Origin of the sequence: Lapidilactobacillus mulanensis (assembly GCF_003946215.1) — a bacterium.
GTDB classification, from domain to species: Bacteria; Bacillota; Bacilli; order Lactobacillales; family Lactobacillaceae; genus Lapidilactobacillus; species Lapidilactobacillus mulanensis.
In genome coordinates, this window is record NZ_RHOW01000007.1 from 34,327 (window position 1) to 54,104 (window position 19,778).

Annotated in this window: 17 protein-coding genes and 1 pseudogene; 4 read left to right on the forward strand and 14 right to left on the reverse strand. The window is 45.4% G+C overall.

Annotated features, from left to right (window positions below; translation table 11 throughout):
- The first annotated feature begins 322 nt into the window (after positions 1-322).
- From EKM67_RS02835 to EKM67_RS02845, 3 genes are all read left to right on the forward strand, one after another.
- Entirely contained in the window at positions 323-1,159 is an 837-nt protein-coding gene (locus EKM67_RS02835; protein WP_125577100.1) for a GNAT family N-acetyltransferase, read from the forward strand.
- Positions 1,160-1,221: 62 nt separating this feature from the next.
- Complete coding sequence (locus EKM67_RS02840; protein WP_125577102.1) at positions 1,222-1,509, forward strand: hypothetical protein; 288 nt, start codon at positions 1,222-1,224, stop codon at positions 1,507-1,509.
- 277 nt (positions 1,510-1,786) lie between these two features.
- Positions 1,787-2,290: a universal stress protein gene (locus EKM67_RS02845; RefSeq protein WP_125577104.1), complete on the forward strand. Its 504-nt coding sequence runs from the start codon at positions 1,787-1,789 to the stop codon at positions 2,288-2,290.
- 64 nt (positions 2,291-2,354) lie between these two features.
- On the opposite strand, the gene EKM67_RS02850 is transcribed toward EKM67_RS02845, so the two are convergent.
- From EKM67_RS02850 to EKM67_RS02905, 11 genes and pseudogenes are all read right to left on the reverse strand, one after another.
- Positions 2,355-2,873 carry a GNAT family N-acetyltransferase gene (locus EKM67_RS02850; RefSeq protein ID WP_125577106.1) on the reverse strand — a complete coding sequence of 173 codons (519 nt, stop codon included), beginning with the start codon at positions 2,871-2,873 and terminating at the stop codon, positions 2,355-2,357.
- Entirely contained in the window at positions 2,870-3,532 is a 663-nt protein-coding gene (locus EKM67_RS02855) for an HAD family hydrolase (RefSeq protein ID WP_125577108.1), read from the reverse strand. Before EKM67_RS02855 ends, EKM67_RS02850 begins: the two co-directional genes overlap by 4 nt.
- A gap of 21 nt (positions 3,533-3,553) precedes the next feature.
- Positions 3,554-4,531 (reverse strand): DUF2785 domain-containing protein, encoded by a 978-nt coding sequence (locus EKM67_RS02860; RefSeq protein ID WP_125577110.1) that lies wholly within the window; start codon positions 4,529-4,531, stop codon positions 3,554-3,556.
- Positions 4,532-4,606: 75 nt separating this feature from the next.
- Positions 4,607-5,074, reverse strand: a complete 468-nt coding sequence (locus tag EKM67_RS02865; RefSeq protein WP_125577112.1) for a flavodoxin domain-containing protein — start codon at positions 5,072-5,074, stop codon at positions 4,607-4,609.
- 1,078 nt (positions 5,075-6,152) lie between these two features.
- Positions 6,153-7,127: an aliphatic sulfonate ABC transporter substrate-binding protein gene (locus tag EKM67_RS02875; RefSeq protein WP_125577116.1), complete on the reverse strand. Its 975-nt coding sequence runs from the start codon at positions 7,125-7,127 to the stop codon at positions 6,153-6,155.
- Positions 7,124-8,668: an AMP-binding protein gene (locus EKM67_RS02880; protein WP_125577118.1), complete on the reverse strand. Its 1,545-nt coding sequence runs from the start codon at positions 8,666-8,668 to the stop codon at positions 7,124-7,126. Before EKM67_RS02880 ends, EKM67_RS02875 begins: the two co-directional genes overlap by 4 nt.
- A gap of 46 nt (positions 8,669-8,714) precedes the next feature.
- Positions 8,715-9,974, reverse strand: coding sequence for an acyltransferase (locus EKM67_RS02885; protein WP_125577120.1), 1,260 nt, complete (start codon positions 9,972-9,974; stop codon positions 8,715-8,717).
- 3 nt (positions 9,975-9,977) lie between these two features.
- Complete coding sequence (locus EKM67_RS02890) at positions 9,978-10,664, reverse strand: ABC transporter ATP-binding protein (protein WP_191986401.1); 687 nt, start codon at positions 10,662-10,664, stop codon at positions 9,978-9,980.
- Positions 10,665-10,698: 34 nt separating this feature from the next.
- A pseudogene (locus tag EKM67_RS02895) lies at positions 10,699-11,528 on the reverse strand (ABC transporter permease subunit).
- A 268-nt stretch (positions 11,529-11,796) separates the two neighbouring features.
- Entirely contained in the window at positions 11,797-12,126 is a 330-nt protein-coding gene (locus tag EKM67_RS02900; RefSeq protein WP_125577126.1) for an AzlD domain-containing protein, read from the reverse strand.
- Positions 12,113-12,820 carry an AzlC family ABC transporter permease gene (locus tag EKM67_RS02905; protein WP_125577128.1) on the reverse strand — a complete coding sequence of 236 codons (708 nt, stop codon included), beginning with the start codon at positions 12,818-12,820 and terminating at the stop codon, positions 12,113-12,115. Before EKM67_RS02905 ends, EKM67_RS02900 begins: the two co-directional genes overlap by 14 nt.
- 220 nt (positions 12,821-13,040) lie before the next feature.
- Between EKM67_RS02905 and EKM67_RS02910 the strand changes: the two genes are divergently transcribed.
- Positions 13,041-13,934, forward strand: a complete 894-nt coding sequence (locus EKM67_RS02910) for an SDR family oxidoreductase (protein WP_125577130.1) — start codon at positions 13,041-13,043, stop codon at positions 13,932-13,934.
- 465 nt (positions 13,935-14,399) lie between these two features.
- Here the strand turns inward: EKM67_RS02910 and EKM67_RS02915 are convergent, their stop codons facing one another.
- From EKM67_RS02915 to EKM67_RS02925, 3 genes are all read right to left on the reverse strand, one after another.
- A complete protein-coding gene (locus tag EKM67_RS02915; protein ID WP_125577132.1) occupies positions 14,400-15,950 on the reverse strand; it encodes a helix-turn-helix domain-containing protein in 1,551 nt (516 codons plus the stop codon).
- Between the two features lie 174 nt (positions 15,951-16,124).
- On the reverse strand, positions 16,125-18,611 hold the full coding sequence (locus tag EKM67_RS02920; protein ID WP_125577134.1) for a hypothetical protein: 2,487 nt from the start codon (positions 18,609-18,611) through the stop codon (positions 16,125-16,127).
- Between the two features lie 30 nt (positions 18,612-18,641).
- Entirely contained in the window at positions 18,642-19,718 is a 1,077-nt protein-coding gene (locus EKM67_RS02925; protein ID WP_125577136.1) for a DUF916 and DUF3324 domain-containing protein, read from the reverse strand.
- Positions 19,719-19,778: the final 60 nt, after the last annotated feature.

The following is a 19,778-nucleotide window of genomic DNA, read 5'->3' on the forward strand; positions in this document are numbered from 1 at the left end:
TGAGCGCAATTTGTAAGCTGCGAAAAGTGACGGGTTGAAAATATTGTCCAAGTCGGCGATAATTAAAATCTTGGTCTTAAGATTTCGATTATTGCCACTTGGACAACTATTTTCAGTCACTTTGAGCGCAATTAAGCTGCGAAAGTCAACGTTTTGGCTGCGTAAGCTAAGTTCATCAATTGCTTAATTCGGTCTTTGAATTTAGTAATTGATAAACTTAGCTCTAGCAGACAGTTGACTTGAGCGCAATTTGTAAGCTGCGAAACAACACGGTTGAAATTGATAATAACTTTTAAAATTTTCATGGAAACTAGGCCAGCCTATGGAAACTATGACCAACCAAATAAATTCCGATATCGTCGCATTTATTCTGCACCATAATCAAGCAAGTGATTGTGCTTATGTTGGCGGTGATACAAAAAATGTGAATGCAGATATTGCTGAAATGGATACATATACTATCTTCGCCTCACCTAATCTCCAGTCGTATGATTCTTTGTGCTTAGTCGACACGTACACGATCGGGTCAAAACGGGTCAATGAGATTTGGGGGCCATTTGGAAACCAAAAAGCAGCACTACTGACTGAGGTTATACAACCGAATAATCGTTACGAAATGCTGATCAAATCTTCGGAGCCATTCATTCCAACAATAACCGAAAAATATGGATTCAGTTTAGTAGAGACGTACAACCAGCTTGAGTTCAACAATCGTAATCGACAACAACACGAAACAGATAATACTAATGTGAACAAAGTCAAAGAAATTTTGTTTGAGAGAGATTCTGCCGCGATTGCGGAATGTGCCGCGATTCATCAGACCTGTTTCCCAGATAGTTCCTCTTTTTCTGACATCGTTAGTAATCTAACCGCGAATACGAAACTTTTAGTTTTCCAATCCGATCAAGTCGTCCTCGGCTACTTTCTTTTCGAGCTTAGGGAACAGAGCGGTTGGCTTTCGCTAGAATACCTCGCTGTAGACCCAGACCAACAACGCCAAGGAGTTGCAACTGCCCTGTTCGAATATGTAATCAACCACTTCGACTTTTCGTTGATTTCATTAATGCAACCAATCTCCCACCAAGCTGCTTTTAAATTTTATCAGAGCGTCGGTTTCACCTTAACTGAGCAATACAGTCATCTACGACTAGACAACTAAGTTGACCATTTAATGATCAATTACCTGAATTAAAAAAATCCCATTTTTCAAAGGAGTCCCTCATGAACGTCATTATCACAGTCGCAATGTTAGTTTTTATCGCATTACTTATTATTCTCGCAATCTACCTGCTAACTCATCTCAACAAATCATTTCTGATCTTCAATCCAGGTGCAACACCCCGATTGCGCGCAGCCATGGTGACCACGAGCGTCCTTTTGTTGGCGACTTGTGTTGGTGGCGTGCTCGTGTTATTTTTGCTCCCTGCCAAAATGAATTTGATCACGTTGATCGTTGGTAGTATTATCACCGCTGGGTTTGCGCTGTCGATCAATTTCAGTAATAATTAATTGTCTTGAAAAATAATTGTTTTTCTTAAAAGTGTTCACTGCGGCTATGTGGGCGCTTTTTTATGTGGATTGCTTCTGGAGTTAACGTGCTAAAACGCGCTCGCAGCAACTGAAATGACTGTCTAAGTACCAACAACTTGAAATCCAAGGACAGGATTTTAAGTTGTTGGCGACTTAGCCAATCATTTCACCCGTTGCTGCTCGCGCTCTGGCTTAAATTCATGCTTTTTCTTTCTCAATGCTGTAAAATGAAGTTGAAATCGAAAGGGGCGGTATTATGTTACAACAGTATAAAAAAATACAAGTTGCGATTGACGGCTCACAGGAATCTGAACTTGCATTCAAGAAGGCAGTGGCGGTCGCATTGCGTAATCAAGCTGAACTAAAGTTAGTCCACGTTATCGATACGCGCGCGTTCCAAAACGTTTCAAGCTTTGACTCTGCAATGGTCGAGGAAGTTTCTGAAACGGCTAAGAACACGATGGAAGCTTACGTTCAAACCGCAAAGGATGCCGGCTTGCAGCACGTTAATTATTATATCGAGTATGGTTCACCGAAGACGATTTTGGGACGGGAATTTCCTAAACGTGAGAAAGTCGAATTGATCATGATCGGCGCGACCGGTTTAAATGCCGTTGAACGTTTATTATTAGGCTCTGTCACAGAATTTGTCACGCGCAACGCGACTTGTGACGTATTAGTCGTTCGAACAGATTTAAATAATCAACCCGTTAAGTTTAACGAGAAGGCTAAATCACCCAAAGCTAAAAAAGAATCATAACTAACTAAAAAAATCTCCCACTCGGTCGAAATAACCGGTGGGAGATTTTTTGTATGGACAAAATTTAACTCAGTAATAATTCATAGGCAAATCGCGGCGTGTGATCGGCCATGGCGACTCGACCACAGTAAGTGAAATTATTTTTTTCAGCGAGATAACGCATGCCTGCATTTAATTCGTGGGTGTCAAACCGCAGCGACGGATAAGACTGCGTGCGGGCAAACTGGCTGGCAAATTCTAGTGCTGCCTGAGCGACGCCATTTCCAGCGGCATCACGGGCAACTGCGATGCGATGAATAGCCAGATAGTTATCCGTTGATTGCAGCCACTTACCATGGATGATCGTGTAATTAGGATCCGGCCCTGGCGACAAGGTCATGATCAACGCTATTTTTTGATTCAAGACGGCGACCCAGAGCGCCCCTTTTTTGATATCGGCTTGAAAAACGGCTTCAGTTGGATACACGCCTTGCCATTGCGGCACGTTTTTTTCACGCAAATAAACACGCGCATCGGCGACAATTGTCATGATCGCGGGTAAATCCAGCTCAGTTGCGAGGCGAAAAGAAATTGGTTGCATCATCGTGTCACCTTCCTCATGTGAGCTAACTGTGGCAACAGCGCCGTTAAATTCGCAACGTGCGCATCGGCGGCGCTTTGATCCGTTGCGACCCGTGGATCGGAAACGGCGACGGCAAACGTGAAGATCCCTGCGGCTTGCGCGGCGGCGATCCCCATTTGCGAATCTTCAACGGCAACTGCTTCGGTGGCTGCCACGTCGAGTTTTGCCAAAGCATTCAAATAAATACTTGGATCCGGTTTGCTTTTAGGAAAATCGGCACCGCTTAAAATAACGGAAAAGTTTCCCGCCAAGCCGGTCGTGTTTAACATGTCCTCAATTGTCGAGCGCTCGCTGGAACTTGCCAGCGCTAAAGTCAGTCCTTCCGCACGCAACGCGGCAATCGTCGACTTAGTATCTGCCATCAGCGTCGCATTGAAGTCTTGCGGATGACGCGACTTGTAATAACGATAACCCGCGCGCAGACGATCATATTCCGCTTCACTTTTACCCGGAAGTAATTGTGGTAAAACAATTTTCATATTGCCACCGACCATATTTTGCAGACGCAAATCGTCGACATCCACACCGATCAGCTGGAAATATTCATTACGTTGCTGTAAATAATAGGGCTCACTATCGATCAGAGCCCCATCCATATCAAAAATTACTGCTTTGATCACACTGTCACCCTATATCTTTGCCTAATATTCCGGCAATTTTTTAATAAAATCGATCAGAATTTGCGGTAAATCTGGCACGACCATTAAATTCAAGAAATAATGGGTGCGGTTATACCACTTCACCCAGAAATCGGCGCCACTCGTCTGTGGATCCGTCGGCGTACGCAGTGGCCAAATTTTGAAAATACGAACCAAATATTTCGCGTAAAATTGCTCCTTGTCTGCCAACGCCAAAGTTGAATTGGCGATCCGTTGATCTTCACCGAACGAAAACGACTGACCCGCCTGTTGATAAGCAATCATCACACTCGTTAAGAAAAATAACTTTTGCGCGCGTGACAACCGACTTTCGGTGGCCTCGGATAAAACATTGCCCACATGCGTGAATGCGTGCGCCCAACCATGATCCGGCACGAAACCGCGGGCATCCTGCTCCAAAATAATATAAAGCGAGATCTGTTCGATCACATGCCAATATTCATCCTGTGATAAAACACCACCGTACACCTGATCGGCGACCAGAAAAACGGAGCACAACAAAACCGCCATTGACCGACCAAAGATCGCGTCATTTTCCGGTTCCAGAATGTGATCAAACAAGACCTCATCTTGGCTTAAATATTGTAACGCTGGCCAAATTTGTTCTTCGTGGAGAACGCCGCGATTCATCAAACTGCTGACCGTGAAAAAAATCCCCCGATCACGCAGCGCCTCACTTAAACTACCCGAGTTTTTTAACAACAAAAATAAATCTTCGTTGCTGATCTCGGCATCGTCGTCCCCGTTAATGATTTCTGTGGTAATTTTTTTAAGAACGGCCTGCAAATTCTCGATGGTTCCTTCCGTTCGCGGCACGACTTTTGTCCGCCGCGTCGCATACTTAACGCTCAGTTTCAAGTCAGTCAAATCATCGGGCAGACTGTCGAAATTTTCTCCCCGCTCAAACGACTGATATAATTGCTGCATTTGCTGGCGCACATCATTAATTTTCGAAACCACCAAATCGATAACCTACTTTTTCTTAATTGTGTTCAACTGAATGGGCCGAATAGCCAAGCCCGCGCGATTCACAACTCATACTAGCTGCTGCTGATGTAATTGCATGAAGTCTAAAAATTGCTGACAAAATGCATCCAAACGCGCTAAATCGGCGCGGTCCGCATCCAAATCGATCTTCAAGATCGCCGTGGCGCGCAACGCACCCAGATGATTCAATTGTTGATCTAAATAATCTAGCGCGCGACCGAAATGTTCATGCTTGATCGAACTCGAACCGGTCAGCGCATAACATTTCCCAGTCAGATCGATGGTTTGCAGATCATCGAAGAAATCTAACGACTCATCTGGCAACTGCCCATCATGATAAGTATAGCTGACAAAAACGAAGCCGTCATAATCGGCTAACTTTTGCGAATCGAACTGCGAAACTTCATTGATTTCTGTTGGTTGATCGAGTTTTGCAAATTTTTCCTGCAAATACTCGGCAACTCGTTGATTGCGCCCAGACATGCTGGCGTAAATGATCCCCACTTTTTTATTCATCGCGAAACCTCCATCACTTTTTTCCTACTCTAATTCTAACATAACCATTGAAAATTGTGATAATTCTGGGCAACTGCTAAAAACATTATCTACCTGCGGTCGAAAGTGCTGGGGCAGGTAGTACGTTGGCTTGTGGGACCGCTCTCCACTTTTGTAAAAAAGTCTAGGATCAGTCTACCTTCGGTCGAAAGCGCTTGGGTAGGCAGGTCTGTGGCGTGGGACCGCTCCAAGCCTTTCGAAATTCGCGAAAGTCTTGAAGCTTCGATTTGAGCTTTTGCACAGACCGCAAAATCTCGAATCGATCCACCATGTAAGGCGGGCAAAAACGGCCCACCTTACATGGTTGTCACTGCCACGACTGCCTGCCCAAGCACTTTCGACCTAAACTTATTTGATTTAGCGTAGGATTTGAATAGTTGGGTTCCTGAAAGTTTGATTATCAAGGTAGCCTTTACTCTGAATAGTTCAATAAAAAATGTGATGAATTTCAAATCTGCGCAAAATAACACACGACAAATTTTAAAACAGGTGCAGATTAGGCTGAAAAAGCCGACTTCATATTGTTTCAGACGAAAGATTGCGCCTATTTTTAAATTTGTCGTGTACCTAGATTACCAATTTTTGTTTTCCGTGTTTAAAAAAATATTGTTTGGAATAGAAATACAAATTAAATCTTCAACGTTGAACATATCGAGCTCTTCGGAATAGACTAGGCAAAATTTGTGGTGGGAACTGGGACTGCAGTGGCAATTTTGTTAATGAGCGGTTTTGGCGAATTTACAAAATGGGGAAATGTGAGATCCTGCGGTTTTCAGGAGCTCAGATTTCAGGCGGAAGAATTTTCCGTACTTTGGAAAATCCTGCAGCCGTCCCCACAGCAGTTTCCCAGTTCCCACCACAAATTTCGCCGGAACCACAAAAAATCCACCCAATCGAAGATTGAATCTTGTTAACCTCTTGACAAAATACTTCAACCACGCCACAGCAGTTTCCCAGTTCCCACCACAAATTTCGCCGGAACCAAATAAAAAGTCAGCGCCCAACCAGGGTCGCTAACTTTCAAACTCACATAAAAGCTCTATTTATCGCCAACGTCTGCCACGGCAGATTTGACGTCAACTTTTTTCTTGATCAGACCTTCTTCATAGAACAGATCCGCAACATTCTGCTCCTCTTTGATCGTCGTGCTGTTCATGGCGGTCATCGCGTACGTGCGCCGCTCAACCATCCGCGTCACCACTTTCGTCGACAAGTTCAATGACTTGCTCAACATCTTGATCAGCTTGGCATGATATTGATTGGCCCATTCCATGTCATCTTGCAGATACTCGATCAACAACGACGACACTTCTTTATTGTTGCTGGCAAAAGTGCTCGTTGACAAAACATAGTCTCGGTTGTTCGAGATGCCGTTATTGCCGGTCACCAATAATGTGGCGTCTTGGGTCAACTCTGCAGTTGAGGTCATGGGATCCCAAGTCGCCCACGCATCCACTTTGCCTTTATTAAAAGCAACGCTGGCGGCGGAATTATCTAGATTGACCCAGGTAATATCGCTAGACTTCATGCCGGCCTTCTTTAAAGCACTCAACAATAAATAATTAGAGCTCGTGCCTTTGGTATAAGCCACGCGCTTCCCTTTCAAATCTTTGATCGATTTGATTGAGGAAGTTTTTTTGACTAACACGCCGGAACCGTTGGATTTCGTTGAACCGGCCGCAACATATACGAAGTCTGCGCCGGCTGCTAAATTAACGATCCCTGGCGTATCGCCGAGTCGAGCGTAATCGATGCTGCCAGATTTAAGCGCCTGTAATTCGGCGGCGCCATCTTGAAATTGTTTCCAAACGATCTTATATCCTTTGGCCTTCATTTTTTTAGCGAAGACACCACGTTGGCGCGCAATGTCGAATGGATCTGCTTTTTGATAGCCTAATGTGATCGTGGTCAGCGTTGTGGACTCGCCGTTGACTTGTTGATAGCCATAATAGGCGACGGAGATCCAGACGATCAACAACGCCAGTAGACTAAATTTACGCCAGCGTTGTTTCATCGCGCCTCACCTGCCAGTTGTTGAACTAATTCTTCGTGTAATTTCGGACGCACCACTTTCCCAGTCGCATTGAGTGGAAATTCAGAGACGAAATAAATTTGTGTAGGTTGTTGGAACTTGGCGAGTTTTTCCGCCGCGTAATCAAAAATAGCTTGCTTTTCGGCTTCCAAATCATGGGTCTGTGCTTTTTTAGGGATCACCACCGCAGTCACGGCTTCACCATAAATCTCATCGGGCAAACCGATCACCGCTACCTGACCGATAAAATCGAGCTGGTTCAAAACATTTTCGACGGCGGCCGGCGCAACTTTTTCACCGCCACGGCTGATCATTTCCTTGATGCGGCCCTTGACGAATAAATAACCATCTTCATCGAAGTAACCTAGGTCGCCGGTCAGGAACCAACCGTCACGGAAGGAATCTTGATGTGAATCTAAATAATCATTGATCACGTGGTCACCGCGCACGGCAATTTCGCCGATACGATTCGGTGCTTTGGTGATTTCACCGTTAATCAAAAAGCCCACTTCGGTTTTATAGGGTTTTCCGGCCGAGCCAATTTTAGGCGCGTCAAAGGGATTGATCGTGCATTGGCTAGCTGTTTCTGTCATACCATAGCCTTCCAAAATTTGGGTGTGATAACGGCGTTCAAACGCGCGGAACTTATCTTCTGGCAAGGCGAAGGATGAACTGCGAACGAAACGTAACTTCAAGTATTTTTGGTACTTCTGATATTGTTCGTTAGCCGTTTGATTCAGTAACAAAATCGTGATGATCGTGGGCACAACGGACGACCAAGTGACTTGATTTTCAGCGACTTGTTGCCAGAAACGGCTCGCGCTAAACTTCGGTGCGACCACAATTTTTCCGCCGGCCAAGCGCATTGATAAGACCGACATGGCCTGCGCGTTGATATGAAACATGGGCATGGTGATCAAGGTCGTGTCTGCGGCGGTCATCTGTTGGCTTTCCCGGTCGTAAGTTGCGGCGTTAAATAATAACCGGTGGGTCAGACCGACGCGTTTAGGTTTGCCGGTCGTTCCAGACGTGTTCAAGATCAAGGCGAGGTCATCTTCGGAAATTTCTGCCGCAGGTGCTACTGCACGCAAAACCGTCTGATCAGGATCGACTAATAATTTCAAACCGGCGACAGAAATCAGCTTCAAGTTGATTTCATTGAGTGTGATTGCCGCTAAAATTTCTGTTTCCAAATTGGGATCGATCAACATGGCCACGTAATTCTGTTCCTGCCATTCAGTCAATAATTGGGCGGCAGGTGTCGACGCCGAAACGGGATGTACCACCACACCCTGCGTCCAAAACGCCTGCATTAATTCGGGATAGGCAATCGAATTGTCTAAACAAACCAAGACTTGATCTAAATGGCCGATTTTCGCATTGGTCAATGCCGACATGATCCGCATCACATCGGTGCGAAATTCGCCTTTCGTGATCCAATTGGGTTCGTCGACAGATTTGATCAGTGGTCGTTGAGGATCGGTCAGTAGTTGTTGCGTTAAAGCATCGGTTAATTTCGTCATATGATCACTCCTATTTTTCTTGAAAACTTCGACTTAAAAATTAAACTTAACTATTTTTGGTCACGGTTTCTATTTGCTCGGTCACGGCGCGAACCCGTTCGGTGATCGCGTTTGTCTGTTTTGCGCGGCGTTGTGGGCGTCCGATCAGAATTCCGAAGGGCCAAACTTTATAGCATGCCCACGAAATCAAAAACGAGCCGCCTAACACAAATGCGTAGCCGAGTGGAAATAGCATCAACATCAGCCACGACGGGATCTGATCGATGTAGCCGAGAATGCCGTACAACAACGTGATCGGAATCGTTTGCGATAAATAAATTCCGAAAGAAATTTTTGAACCCAGTTTAATAAAATGGTCGATAGCTGGATCCAGTCTCGTTTCGCGGATCTCCGCATATTTCAACCCGACCAGAAAAACCACACCGATCATCATGATCGCGTAAATCATGATGTAAGGTTGATGCACGATTTCCGTCCGCGCGAAACTTAATTTCAACACGTTTTGATTAAAGAAATATAAGCCGACAGTTCCGGCTGCGAGAATAGTTGCCAGGCTGTAGATGATTTTAGCGTGGGCTTTCAAAAACGTGACGGCTTGTTGATAGTGGATCGCGGTGTACGCCCCTAAGAAGAAGTAGGCTTGGTAAACAATGATGTTCATGCCATAGGCTCTGAACCAATAAGGCCAGCCACTGCGATCGACGCCAGGCAACCAATATTTAATGCCAAACATCAAGCCCAGTTGTACGAGCAAACTGATGGTCAGAATCAGACCATGATGCTGCGAAAATGACTTGAACAGTTTGACCAGTGCTGGAAAAATCAAATACAGTTGGAAAATCACAAAGACATAGTACAAATAAAAACTGCTGCCATGGATAATATTGCTATAAAGGGTCGTCCAATATTGGTGACCCTCAAACAAGGTGCCTGAAATCACATCGGTGAGAAATAAGAGGAGCACATTCCAGGCAAGATAAGGAATCCCCACGCTGGTGTAACGTTTCTTCCAGAAGACCCACCAATTCTGGTGCTCGCGGTTATAATAATTCAAAAATAACACTAAGCCAGTCATGAACATGAAGCCCATTCTGGTGAAGTGCAACATTAAGTGACTTGCGTGTAAAAATAATTTACTCCAGGAATCATCCGCCATATGTTGGGCAAATGCAGAAGTCGTGTGATTCATCAAGACGCCGAAAATAAAAATATTGCGCATCAAATCGACTTCGTGTAAGTAGGGTCGTTTCTTCTTAGCGGGCTTAATTGTCCCGTCTGTGGGTTGTGCGGTAGTTGTCGTGGTCATGGCCTACCCTTCTTCGTCAATAATATCGTGTAACACTTTTTCAGCAACGACACCGACTGCGGCCGGATCGTGCCGATCAAATCCTGATTCTTCGTATAAATTCGTGCCGTTCTTGATGACGACGATCCTGTCGGCCATCCGCGCCGCTTCTTCAACGTCATGGGTGACCAAAATTGTGGTGAGCTGTTGTTTGTGACACACGTCTAGAATTAACTCCTGCATTTTGCGCCTTGTCAGCGCGTCTAAGGCACCCAAAGGTTCATCGAGTAACAGTGGCTGGGGCTCGGCCATTAACGCTCTAGCAAGCGCAACCCGCTGTTTCTGGCCACCGGATAATTGTTCCGGATATTCGTTGGCGAAATCCGCCAAGCCGACCAGACGCAACATTTCTTTTGCGCGGGCACGCATTTGTGGTTCACGTCGATGAAAGGTCACATTTTCGAATACGCTCAGCCATGGTAACAGCCGATCGTTTTGAAACATTACCCGGATCACCGGGGCCACGTTGCCAAAATCGATCGCGCCTTCGGTGTTGGCTTCGAGCCCGGCGATCAATCGCAGCAAGGTACTTTTACCGCCACCACTCATGCCGACCAACGCGACGAATTCGCCTTGGTGGATCTGCAGGTTAACATCTTGCAAGGCCACTTTACGGCCGTAATTTTTTCCTAAGTGCGTCGCGGTCAACATGACTTTTTGCGGTGTTTCTGTTTTTGTCGATAAATTAATCACGGACATTCACTCCTTTAGCATCGCGCCATGAGAGCACGATTTTTTCAATATTCTTGGCGATCACATCGGATAATTTCCCAAGTAAGGCATAGATAATGATGCAGCAAATGATCGTTTCCATATCCATGAAATCCTCGGCGTTGGTTGACATATAACCGATGCCGGAATCCGAAGCGATGGTTTCCGCCACGATCAAAGTTGTCCACATCACGCCCAAGGCATAGCGAACACCCATCAGGATCGTGGGCAACGCACCGGGAAAAATGATCTTACTAAATAATTCGCGTTTGTTGAGGCCATATGACTTGCCCATCTCGATCAAATCGGGATCGACCGAACGAATGCCGTGGTAAGTATTGATATAGACTGGGAATAAAACGCCGACCGCCACCAACGAAATTTTGGCGCCCTCACCGATCCCTAAAGCGATAATCACCAGCGGAATCAAAGAAAGATGGGGAATATTCCGAAACATTTGAATTGAACTATCGAATAATTCACGCGAGAAACGAGAGATCCCATTCAAAAATCCGAGAATAAATCCAAGGCTGCCACCGATCAGAAAACCCATCGTGGCCCGGTACAAACTAATACTGATATTTTTCGGAAGCGTGCCATTCTGAGTCAACTTGATGCCATCCTGCAAAACCGCCAATGGTGAAGGTAACGTTGAACTGGCTAAAATTCCGAGGCTGCTCGCCCCTTGCCAGGCCGCGATCAACAAAACCGGGATCACCCACGGTAAAACACGATGAATATTAAACGAAAAATATTTGTGGTGCGGTTTCAGTGTGGCTTCGGTCGCTTTGATCGTTGCGGTATTATCCAAGGTCATGCATCTCCATTCATTTTCTGTCGGTTAAATAATTGCTGTCATTGATTGATAACTAGTACTTTAGACTTTGCTAACGAATATTTATGGGCAAATTCGGGAATAAAAATACAAGAATAAATGAAGATTCTGTGATGACCAACTCATGAGAAACAAAAAAATCCCCAACAGATTTAAACTGTTGGGGAAACTAATTTGCTGCTTAATGCGCGTTAAGTGGCGCGATATGATACTTTTTAAACTGTCGAAACTTGCGACTCACCAGCCTAATAATCGGATCGCTGCTAAGGATAATAAACCGACTAAAACGATGACTAATAAATTCTTAGAAATAATTGCCGACACCACCCTCGGCATCGAGGCCAGCAAATTATTGACATTTAATTCTGGCAAATGGCCCAAATGCTGTGTGAACAGATTGCTGAACCACAAAGCCGACATGATCACAACGGGCACGAAGCTCAAATATTCAACGACTGCTTTCGACAGGCTGAATTTTTTCAATAACACAAACGGTAGGATGCGCGATAACCAAGTCACCACGCCGCAACCGATGATGGTCAACAATACAAATTTAAAAGAAGGCATGCTTGATCACCACCCCGATTCCACAACCGACCACCGTCACAACTAAGATCAAAATATTGCTAGGAATAAAAATAAACCCGAGATAAATCAAGACCAAGGTGATCCCAACCATCAGTAATTGCAACATGCGAGGCAATGAGCGGTCCGTGATGATCTGCAAATATAAGAGGCCGATAAACATGGCGACGATGGCGAAATCTAATCCAAATTTTTGCGGATCTGGAATAAAGTTGCCCAGCAACGCACCGACAAAAGATGAGATCGCCCAGGTTAAATACGCGACCACATTCGCCGTGTTGAACCAAGCAAAGCTCAGATGATGATCGGTGAAATTCAGCTTGTTCATCCCCAACACGAAACTTTCGTCGGTCAATAAAGTGCCAACTAGAATATTTTCACTCATTTTATTTTTCTTAAAGTATGGCGCTAAGGTGGTGCTCAATAAGATCATCCGCGCGTTGACGAGGAAGGTGGCGAAGACGATCGACAAAAGTGGACTGCCCACCGCCAACATCGAAACGGTAATAAACTGGGCGGATCCGGCGTAAATAATGATCGATGTTAACAAAACGACCAGCGGACTAAAGCCGGTCGCGCGACCAACAATGCCGAAAGTCACGCCTAGACCCACGTAGCCAAATGCAGTTGGCAATGTTTCTTTGAATGCGGTCAACGAATCGAGTTTATCATTCATCGCGGTGACTCCTTCATAAAAAAATGTGCCCATCAATAGCAGCACTAAATAATATCTTTATGAGTATTCTAATTTTCCATTAATCTAAAGTCAAACGCAAATCTGTCAGTCAACGCCTAAAATTCTTGCAGGTATGCCGATTTCGTGACTCGACTCCAGTCAGTTTTATATAATGAAATTAGTCGACAGCACCCCCGGATTTAAAATGAGGAGGAATTTGATGCCAGAGCCAAAATTAGTAGACCCACGAAGTCTTTATCATACTGAGAAATTTCCAGAACAAGACCAAGACACGCCGGCATTACAAAATCAGATGCGGCCCAAACCCGATTGTGGTGAGGAGAGCTATCGAGGTCACGAGCGTTTATTGAATCGACGCGTGCTGATCACGGGTGGTGATTCGGGGATCGGACGCGCAGCGGCGATTGCTTATGCGCGCGAAGGCGCCAACATTGCCTTGCAATTTTTCCCTGGTGAAGAAGCAGACGCGCAAGAAGTTGCGGCATTGATCGAAGCGGCTGGTCGCCGGGCAATTTTATTACCTTCGGACCTCCGCGATGCCGCCGCGCCCAAAGAAATTGTCGAACAAGCACTCACAGGATTGGGCGGTCTAGATACGTTGGTGTTGAATGCAGCGCAACAAATTTCTGAGAGTTCGATCGAAGACATGCCATTGGTTCAAGTCCACGATACATTCAAGGTGAATATTATCGCCATGTTTGCCATCGTCCAAGCCGCACTCCCCCGCCTAAAACCAGGCAGTGCGATCGTGACCACAACTTCGGTGCAGGCCTTCGAACCAAGCGAACACTTATTAGATTACGCAGCCACCAAAGCAGCCATCGCGAACTTCACCGTCGGCCTTGCCAAACAATTAGCACCAAAAGGCATCCGCGTAAACGGCGTAGCACCCGGCCCGATTTGGACACCATTACAACTCGACCAAGGCCAACAACCAGGATCGATCCCAGAATTCGGCCAAGATTCATTAATGGAACGCGCAGGCCAACCCGCAGAATTAGCCCCAGTCTACGTCTTCCTAGCCTCAAACGAAGCCAGCTACGTCACAGCCCAAATCTACGGCGTAACAGGAGGACAAGCGATTAATTTGTAGGGTGCGGAGAGCAACGGGTGAAATCAACAGCTAAGACAACTAAAACCGAAAGTTTGCACTTTAACTTTTGCGTTTTAGCTACTTAGGCACTAATTTCAGTGTTGCGCAGCACGTTTCAGAGTGTGAAAAACCACGGGTGAAATTGAGGATTAACGTAACTGATTCAAAAATCCATGCACTTGGGATTTCTGAATCAGTTCGTTAACCGGAAATTTCAGTGGTTTTGAACACGTTTAGAGTGCGGAGCAACCTGGGTTGAAATCAACAGCTAAGCTAGCTAAAACCGAAAGCTTGCACTTTAACTTTTGCGTTTTAGTTTCTTAGATGCTTGATTTCAGTTGCTCGCAGCACGTTTCAGAGTGCAAAAAAGCACCGCCTCCATTCCAACTAGAAGGCGATGCACAGACCGTTCTTCTCCGGCTACTTTTCAGCCGAAGAAGAACGTTTTTTCTTTTTAAACAGGTCTTACACGATTTCAAAATCAGGTTGAAACCGAGTTACTTTATCCAAGTATGCGGCTTTTAAATACGCGTTCAAAGCTGGATAATCAAATTCGTACTCGATGCCAAAAATCACAAAAACGCGAGCGTCATTTTGCTGCAAGTAACGACCTTGCTGATTTGTGAGGATCACGTCATAATTTTCACTGCGATTATAAATCCCGATTTCATACGGAAACGTGTTGTCAAAATGCCGCGTGACATTTTCGATTGCGGTTTCTGCGACCACATCTTCAAACGGAAAGTCGCAACCAATTTTCAAGCGAATGCCAATACTCCTATAAATCATGTGCAAGATCATCGCATATCTGCCGATCAATTCGAACCGCAAATCCGCATATTTCTGTGGATCAATTTCCAATCCAGTCAGCACGTGCATTGCCATCTTCTGACAAAAATCACCAAATTTTTGATTGGGTAAATAATCAATTTCAGGTTGCCATAGCTGCTCGTTAAAAGCCTCGGCTAATTGATTGGTCTGATAAACATCGATGGTTCCACGAAAATAGGCAATGCGAAAATGAGTCTTGATGACCGATAAAGAAAGTCGATGAATCAATTGCGGATCCAACTCGAATTTGGCAAATGCGTGGTGCAATCGCTGGTCCACATACCGATTGCATTCATGGACCCGCGGATCACTCGCACCCGAAAAAAGCACGATTTCAGAAGTGACTGGACTCTTCACATTGAAACAATAATTACTCATCAGAAATAATAACAGCGATTTAGATTCTGTTTGCGTCCATTCAAGCCCCCATTGTCCGAAACAATCCCGCAAAAACTTCGCAGATAATTGCACCGATTCAGGTGCGCTCGCTAATCTTGTATCAAGTTCCTGTGCAAAATCGCCCGTGATCGAATGGCCAAATTCAAGTCGTTGCTTGGCAATCGCTAAATAAATCATCGCCTTCAATTCACCGCTCTCAGTCAACACGTTGCCATATTGTCGGCGAATATCGTTAAACATTTGTTGCCATTGCGGCCGATCAAACGCAATATCGTTGACTAGATTAGGACGACCAAACCAATAAAGCTGCATAAAAAAGTGCCGGATTTGCAACTTACTGCCGACAATTTGAAAATTTTGCGTGGTTAATTCAAAGTTGGCTAAGAGCTGATTAATTTCACGAATCCGCCGCGTCACCGTCGATGCACTAATGCTTAAATTTTTGATCATCGGTTTCATTTCGACCGGTTGATTTTCAAACAAATAAATCAGCAATTGATATTTGAGCGAATTTTGCAAATAATGCCAGTATACATCCGCTAACGAAAAATTCGCCGCATGAGAGAAACTAACCGTTTGTGTATCGCCACTTTGCAACACGATCCGGCCATCTAACTGATCGATATTTTCCTGCAGTGCGGCCAAATCTTGACGCACGGTATTGCGCGCCAAATTTAATTGTTTAGCCAGCAACGAAATCGGTGTCGGTTGTCGCTGTTTCAAGATGATTTGCAAAATTTGAATTTGTCGATACTCAGTCTTGTCCAATAGCTCAAACAGCTGCATGAAATCTCCCTCCCCCAGGTTGATAGCTTAACCATAGCACACTTGACGGCGTTTAAAATTCCGACCTTGATTAGAAAAATATATAAAATCTGACATATCCATAAAAAAGACCTGATAACTAGCGCAATCCTAGTTAGCAGGTCTCTTTAATTAAGGCCGTTTTGGCGATTTCAATCAAGATTGTGGTCCAGCAACTAAATTCCAGGTAACTTCCATTTGATATTTTTCATTGACCTGAATTGCATTCGCCGGATCCACTTCGAGTTGTAATTTATCCTGCTGATTCGCGTTTACTTCAATCGTGCCGCGATCATTGGCGGTGTTTTGATAAATAGCCGTTGCATTGTTGGCGATTAAATTTAAAGCCGTGCCGTTTTTGACGTAAGCTAACGCGCTCAATAATTGACGCCCACTGGTTGTTTGGGCCGCCTTGGTCAAAGTTGCCGTGATCTGCCAAGGTGCCGCCGTCAGCAGCCGTGTATCTAACACGCCGAAACTGTGGTCTCCGCTGGCTTGATAAACTTTTTTCCGTTCAGGCAGCTGAACTGCATCCCCGAAACTAACCGTCTTCGGTGTATGCGTGAAACTCAGTTGAGCCGCGGGAATATTAATTTGATTTGGTTTCGTGCTGACCGGATCCAGCGGCATCGTCACCGCTGTCGGGATCGAAATCTGACTCGTTAACGTGGCCGCTTTGGTGGTCACAGTCGTGTTAGTCAACCCGGGCAATTTGAAATCGTAAGCAATTTTAACTTGATTATTTAGCGTGTTCGCAAAAGTCACCGGAACTTGCAAACTCGTGACTAATCCGGCGTCATTCACTTTAACCCCGTTGACCGTCAGCGTGCCAGCTTGATATTGCGCGCCAACTGGCAAGTTGATCATCACCTTGGTACCCACTACAGGATTGCCTAACTGGCTCAGCGTGAACGTCTGCGTTTCGCGAATGACGTCTGTGCTCAACGCGGTAATTGCCGTGCCGGTTTCTTGCGTGGTTAAATTGGTCACCTGACTGGCAGCCGTGATTTTCGGTAAATCGGCCACCGTAATCAGGGGTAATTTAACGACGCCGACGTTTTCCGATTGCCAGTGATAAGCAGCCGTTGGATAAGCCTGTTCCAAAAGTGAATCCTTCAACCGATAATCGAAATAATATTGGCCACTCGCCAATTTCGGCAGCAAGGTTTCCGCGGTAAATTCAGAACTACTGCCAGTTGGATTGGTAATCGTCTGAAAAAGTGAGTTGGTGAAACCAGCGACTAATTGTTTCGTCTGCGCGTTGTACAACCGATAACGGATCTCGCCGGTTCTAAGCGAGCTTGCTTTCCACAACGCTTTGACCGTGAACGGCGCCGACGGAATGAACTTGCCATATGGCGCGGTCTGATCTAAATTCGTCGGCGCTAAATTACCATCGAGTTGATGGCGGTCGCTGACTTTCAAGACTACCGGTGACAACGGAATCTGGGTCGCATCCGTTCCCGAATAAGTCACGAGCGTCGGCGCCTGATTAAGTCCAGTCGTTGCAGTCGGCGCATGCGTTAGCTTAGCCCCAGCTGTCGAATTGATCCCGGTGAAAAAATTAACGACGCGATCGAACCGATTCTGTGGCAGCTGTGCGAAACTCCCCTCGCTTAAATCTAAGACGACTTCACGATTGCTCGTGGTTCCCGGCAAATTGGAATTTTGACCATTCACATATTCTGTCGTGTCGGCTTTCGTATTATATTTACCCGTATTATCCCAGGGTGACAGATAATTATTCCAAGTCGGAATGATCGTGTTGGCGTTTTGGGCATACTGCGAAGGTGCCAGAGCGCCATTATTTAATTTGGGATAAAAGCGCCCGGCAGCTGGTGCACCCCACAGATTCCACGCCCGATCTTGCACCGTATTATTGGCATCATAAAAATCAACAGAGATCCCCGCCTGTGCAGTCAACGCAGGTGGCAATTTTCCCTTAGTCAGAATTTTATCGGGACTGGTATCAAATTTATTACTATTGGCCGTCAGCTTTTTAATATCTAGAATCAAATTCAACTCCAAGGGAATATCATTGGCATTAAAACCAGAAGAATTATTGATCGTCGAAAAAACACCCGATATATTTCCATTGTCCCAAGCACCCAAACTCAATCTGAGTGTGTGATTGCCCGCAGAAAATAAATTCTTCTGATCGAGCGTTATTTCTGCACCATTGACTTTAAACTTACTGTTAGTCCAATCGAGTGCGTTTAACACATCCGCAGTCAAAACTTCCTTAGGCAGATTGATCAAGGTCACAAACGCGTAGCCATAAAGGGGGATGCTGACAAAGTCAGATGCATTGGTCAGCTTCACATGATCCGTCCAATTAATATTTAAACTGCCACCAAACCATGGATCGGCAGTTGTTTCACTGACATAATTGACAGCGAGTTTCGGCAATTGATTGGCACCCGTCAGTTGAACAAATTTACCGCCGGAAATGCCACTGCTCGCCCCATTAGTCGGTGTGATATTTTCATAAGTGTCGGGATCGTACTCAACTTTCGGTGGGGTCACGCCCACCGCTTCCACTTGGCGCGTCGAAAAACGTCCCAGCACCGTTAATGATCCCACCAACAACAGCAAGGCTAGAAATAAATGACTGATGGCTGCTCGAGTTCTTTTCGGTTTCATGTTGACCCTCCTTTCACCGTTGATCAGATCTTAAGAAGTCTTGAGATCTGAACTCGTGGGAGTCAATTTAGCTGGGTCGTCCTCATCGTCTTTGCGACGGCGTTTAAACAGCAGGAAGAAGATCCAGAAGAGTAACACGATGACCAGCGCGATCAACAAATAGAGCCACCAAGGTGTTTGTTTATCTTTCGTGACAAAAATCGAGCCTTGATTCACTTTGTTGGCCTGATCTTGATTGACCGTAAACTCATATTTAAATTTCCACTCGTATTTGGTCCCAGAACGCGCAACGATCTCCGCGACATAATCACCGGGTTGCGCATGATCGCCAGCTAAATCGAGATTCAGATGAAAGTTTGAATTGGGCGCTACTAAATATTCGTTGGTCGTGCTTTTAACGTAAACTTTATCGTTGCGCTTGATTTTCGTGGTGAAAATTAAATGATTGATGATCGTTGGCGTCGGATTTTGAAACTTCAATTGAACCGTCGTCTTGGCGTTAACGGCAGCCAAATCTCCGGAGACAAGTTTTAAATCAGGTGTGATTGCCGCCGTACTTTCTTGCAAAACCACCGCGATATTGTAGGCGATCTTATTCTTAACTTGAATCGCGCCCTCGTTTTCGTCGGTTGTACTCGTCTTTTTTTCATTAACGGTGATTCCGGCTAACACGCGACCGGCAAATTGGTCGGCTGGTAGTGCCACTTGAATTGGGATCACCACCGAGCTTTTTGCGGCTAATTTATAATCATGTTGTGCCAAAGTCAGCACCTTGCGCACATCAAACGGAATCGTCGGATCGAGTTTGACTGAACGTTGATTATAATCGATAGTGCCACCGTCGCTGGTGACTGCTGGATTGATATAAACTTCGAAGGTCCGCGCAGTCGTCGACGGATTAGTCAAGCGAACATTCAACGTTTGTTTCTGACCGGGTGCCACTAACAAATCAAAATATCCCAGTGATTCATCCTGCTGATTCTTCGGATAAATAGGTGTCACACTAAAGTTGCCCGGATTTTCGGCCGCCTCAGTTTGGTGAGTGGTGGCGAAGATCCCCCCGAACAAAATGGCAAGGATCACGATCCATTGTTTTTTAAATTTCATAACCAGCGTCCCCCTCCGCTTTTTTTAGTAAAAGGGATTGCCGTCAATGATGCCGACGAG

Coding starts and splice junctions, on each gene's coding strand:
- EKM67_RS02835 (WP_125577100.1), top strand. CDS start 323: ATGGAAACTATGACCAACCAAATAAATTCCGATATCGTCGCATTTATT.
- EKM67_RS02840 (WP_125577102.1), top strand. CDS start 1,222: ATGAACGTCATTATCACAGTCGCAATGTTAGTTTTTATCGCATTACTT.
- EKM67_RS02845 (WP_125577104.1), top strand. CDS start 1,787: ATGTTACAACAGTATAAAAAAATACAAGTTGCGATTGACGGCTCACAG.
- EKM67_RS02850 (WP_125577106.1), bottom strand. CDS start 2,873: ATGATGCAACCAATTTCTTTTCGCCTCGCAACTGAGCTGGATTTACCC.
- EKM67_RS02865 (WP_125577112.1), bottom strand. CDS start 5,074: ATGAATAAAAAAGTGGGGATCATTTACGCCAGCATGTCTGGGCGCAAT.
- EKM67_RS02875 (WP_125577116.1), bottom strand. CDS start 7,127: ATGAAACAACGCTGGCGTAAATTTAGTCTACTGGCGTTGTTGATCGTC.
- EKM67_RS02880 (WP_125577118.1), bottom strand. CDS start 8,668: ATGACGAAATTAACCGATGCTTTAACGCAACAACTACTGACCGATCCT.
- EKM67_RS02885 (WP_125577120.1), bottom strand. CDS start 9,974: ATGACCACGACAACTACCGCACAACCCACAGACGGGACAATTAAGCCC.
- EKM67_RS02890 (WP_191986401.1), bottom strand. CDS start 10,664: ATGTTGACCGCGACGCACTTAGGAAAAAATTACGGCCGTAAAGTGGCC.
- EKM67_RS02900 (WP_125577126.1), bottom strand. CDS start 12,126: ATGCCTTCTTTTAAATTTGTATTGTTGACCATCATCGGTTGCGGCGTG.
- EKM67_RS02905 (WP_125577128.1), bottom strand. CDS start 12,820: ATGAATGATAAACTCGATTCGTTGACCGCATTCAAAGAAACATTGCCA.
- EKM67_RS02910 (WP_125577130.1), top strand. CDS start 13,041: ATGCCAGAGCCAAAATTAGTAGACCCACGAAGTCTTTATCATACTGAG.
- EKM67_RS02915 (WP_125577132.1), bottom strand. CDS start 15,950: ATGCAGCTGTTTGAGCTATTGGACAAGACTGAGTATCGACAAATTCAA.
- EKM67_RS02920 (WP_125577134.1), bottom strand. CDS start 18,611: ATGAAACCGAAAAGAACTCGAGCAGCCATCAGTCATTTATTTCTAGCC.
- EKM67_RS02925 (WP_125577136.1), bottom strand. CDS start 19,718: ATGAAATTTAAAAAACAATGGATCGTGATCCTTGCCATTTTGTTCGGG.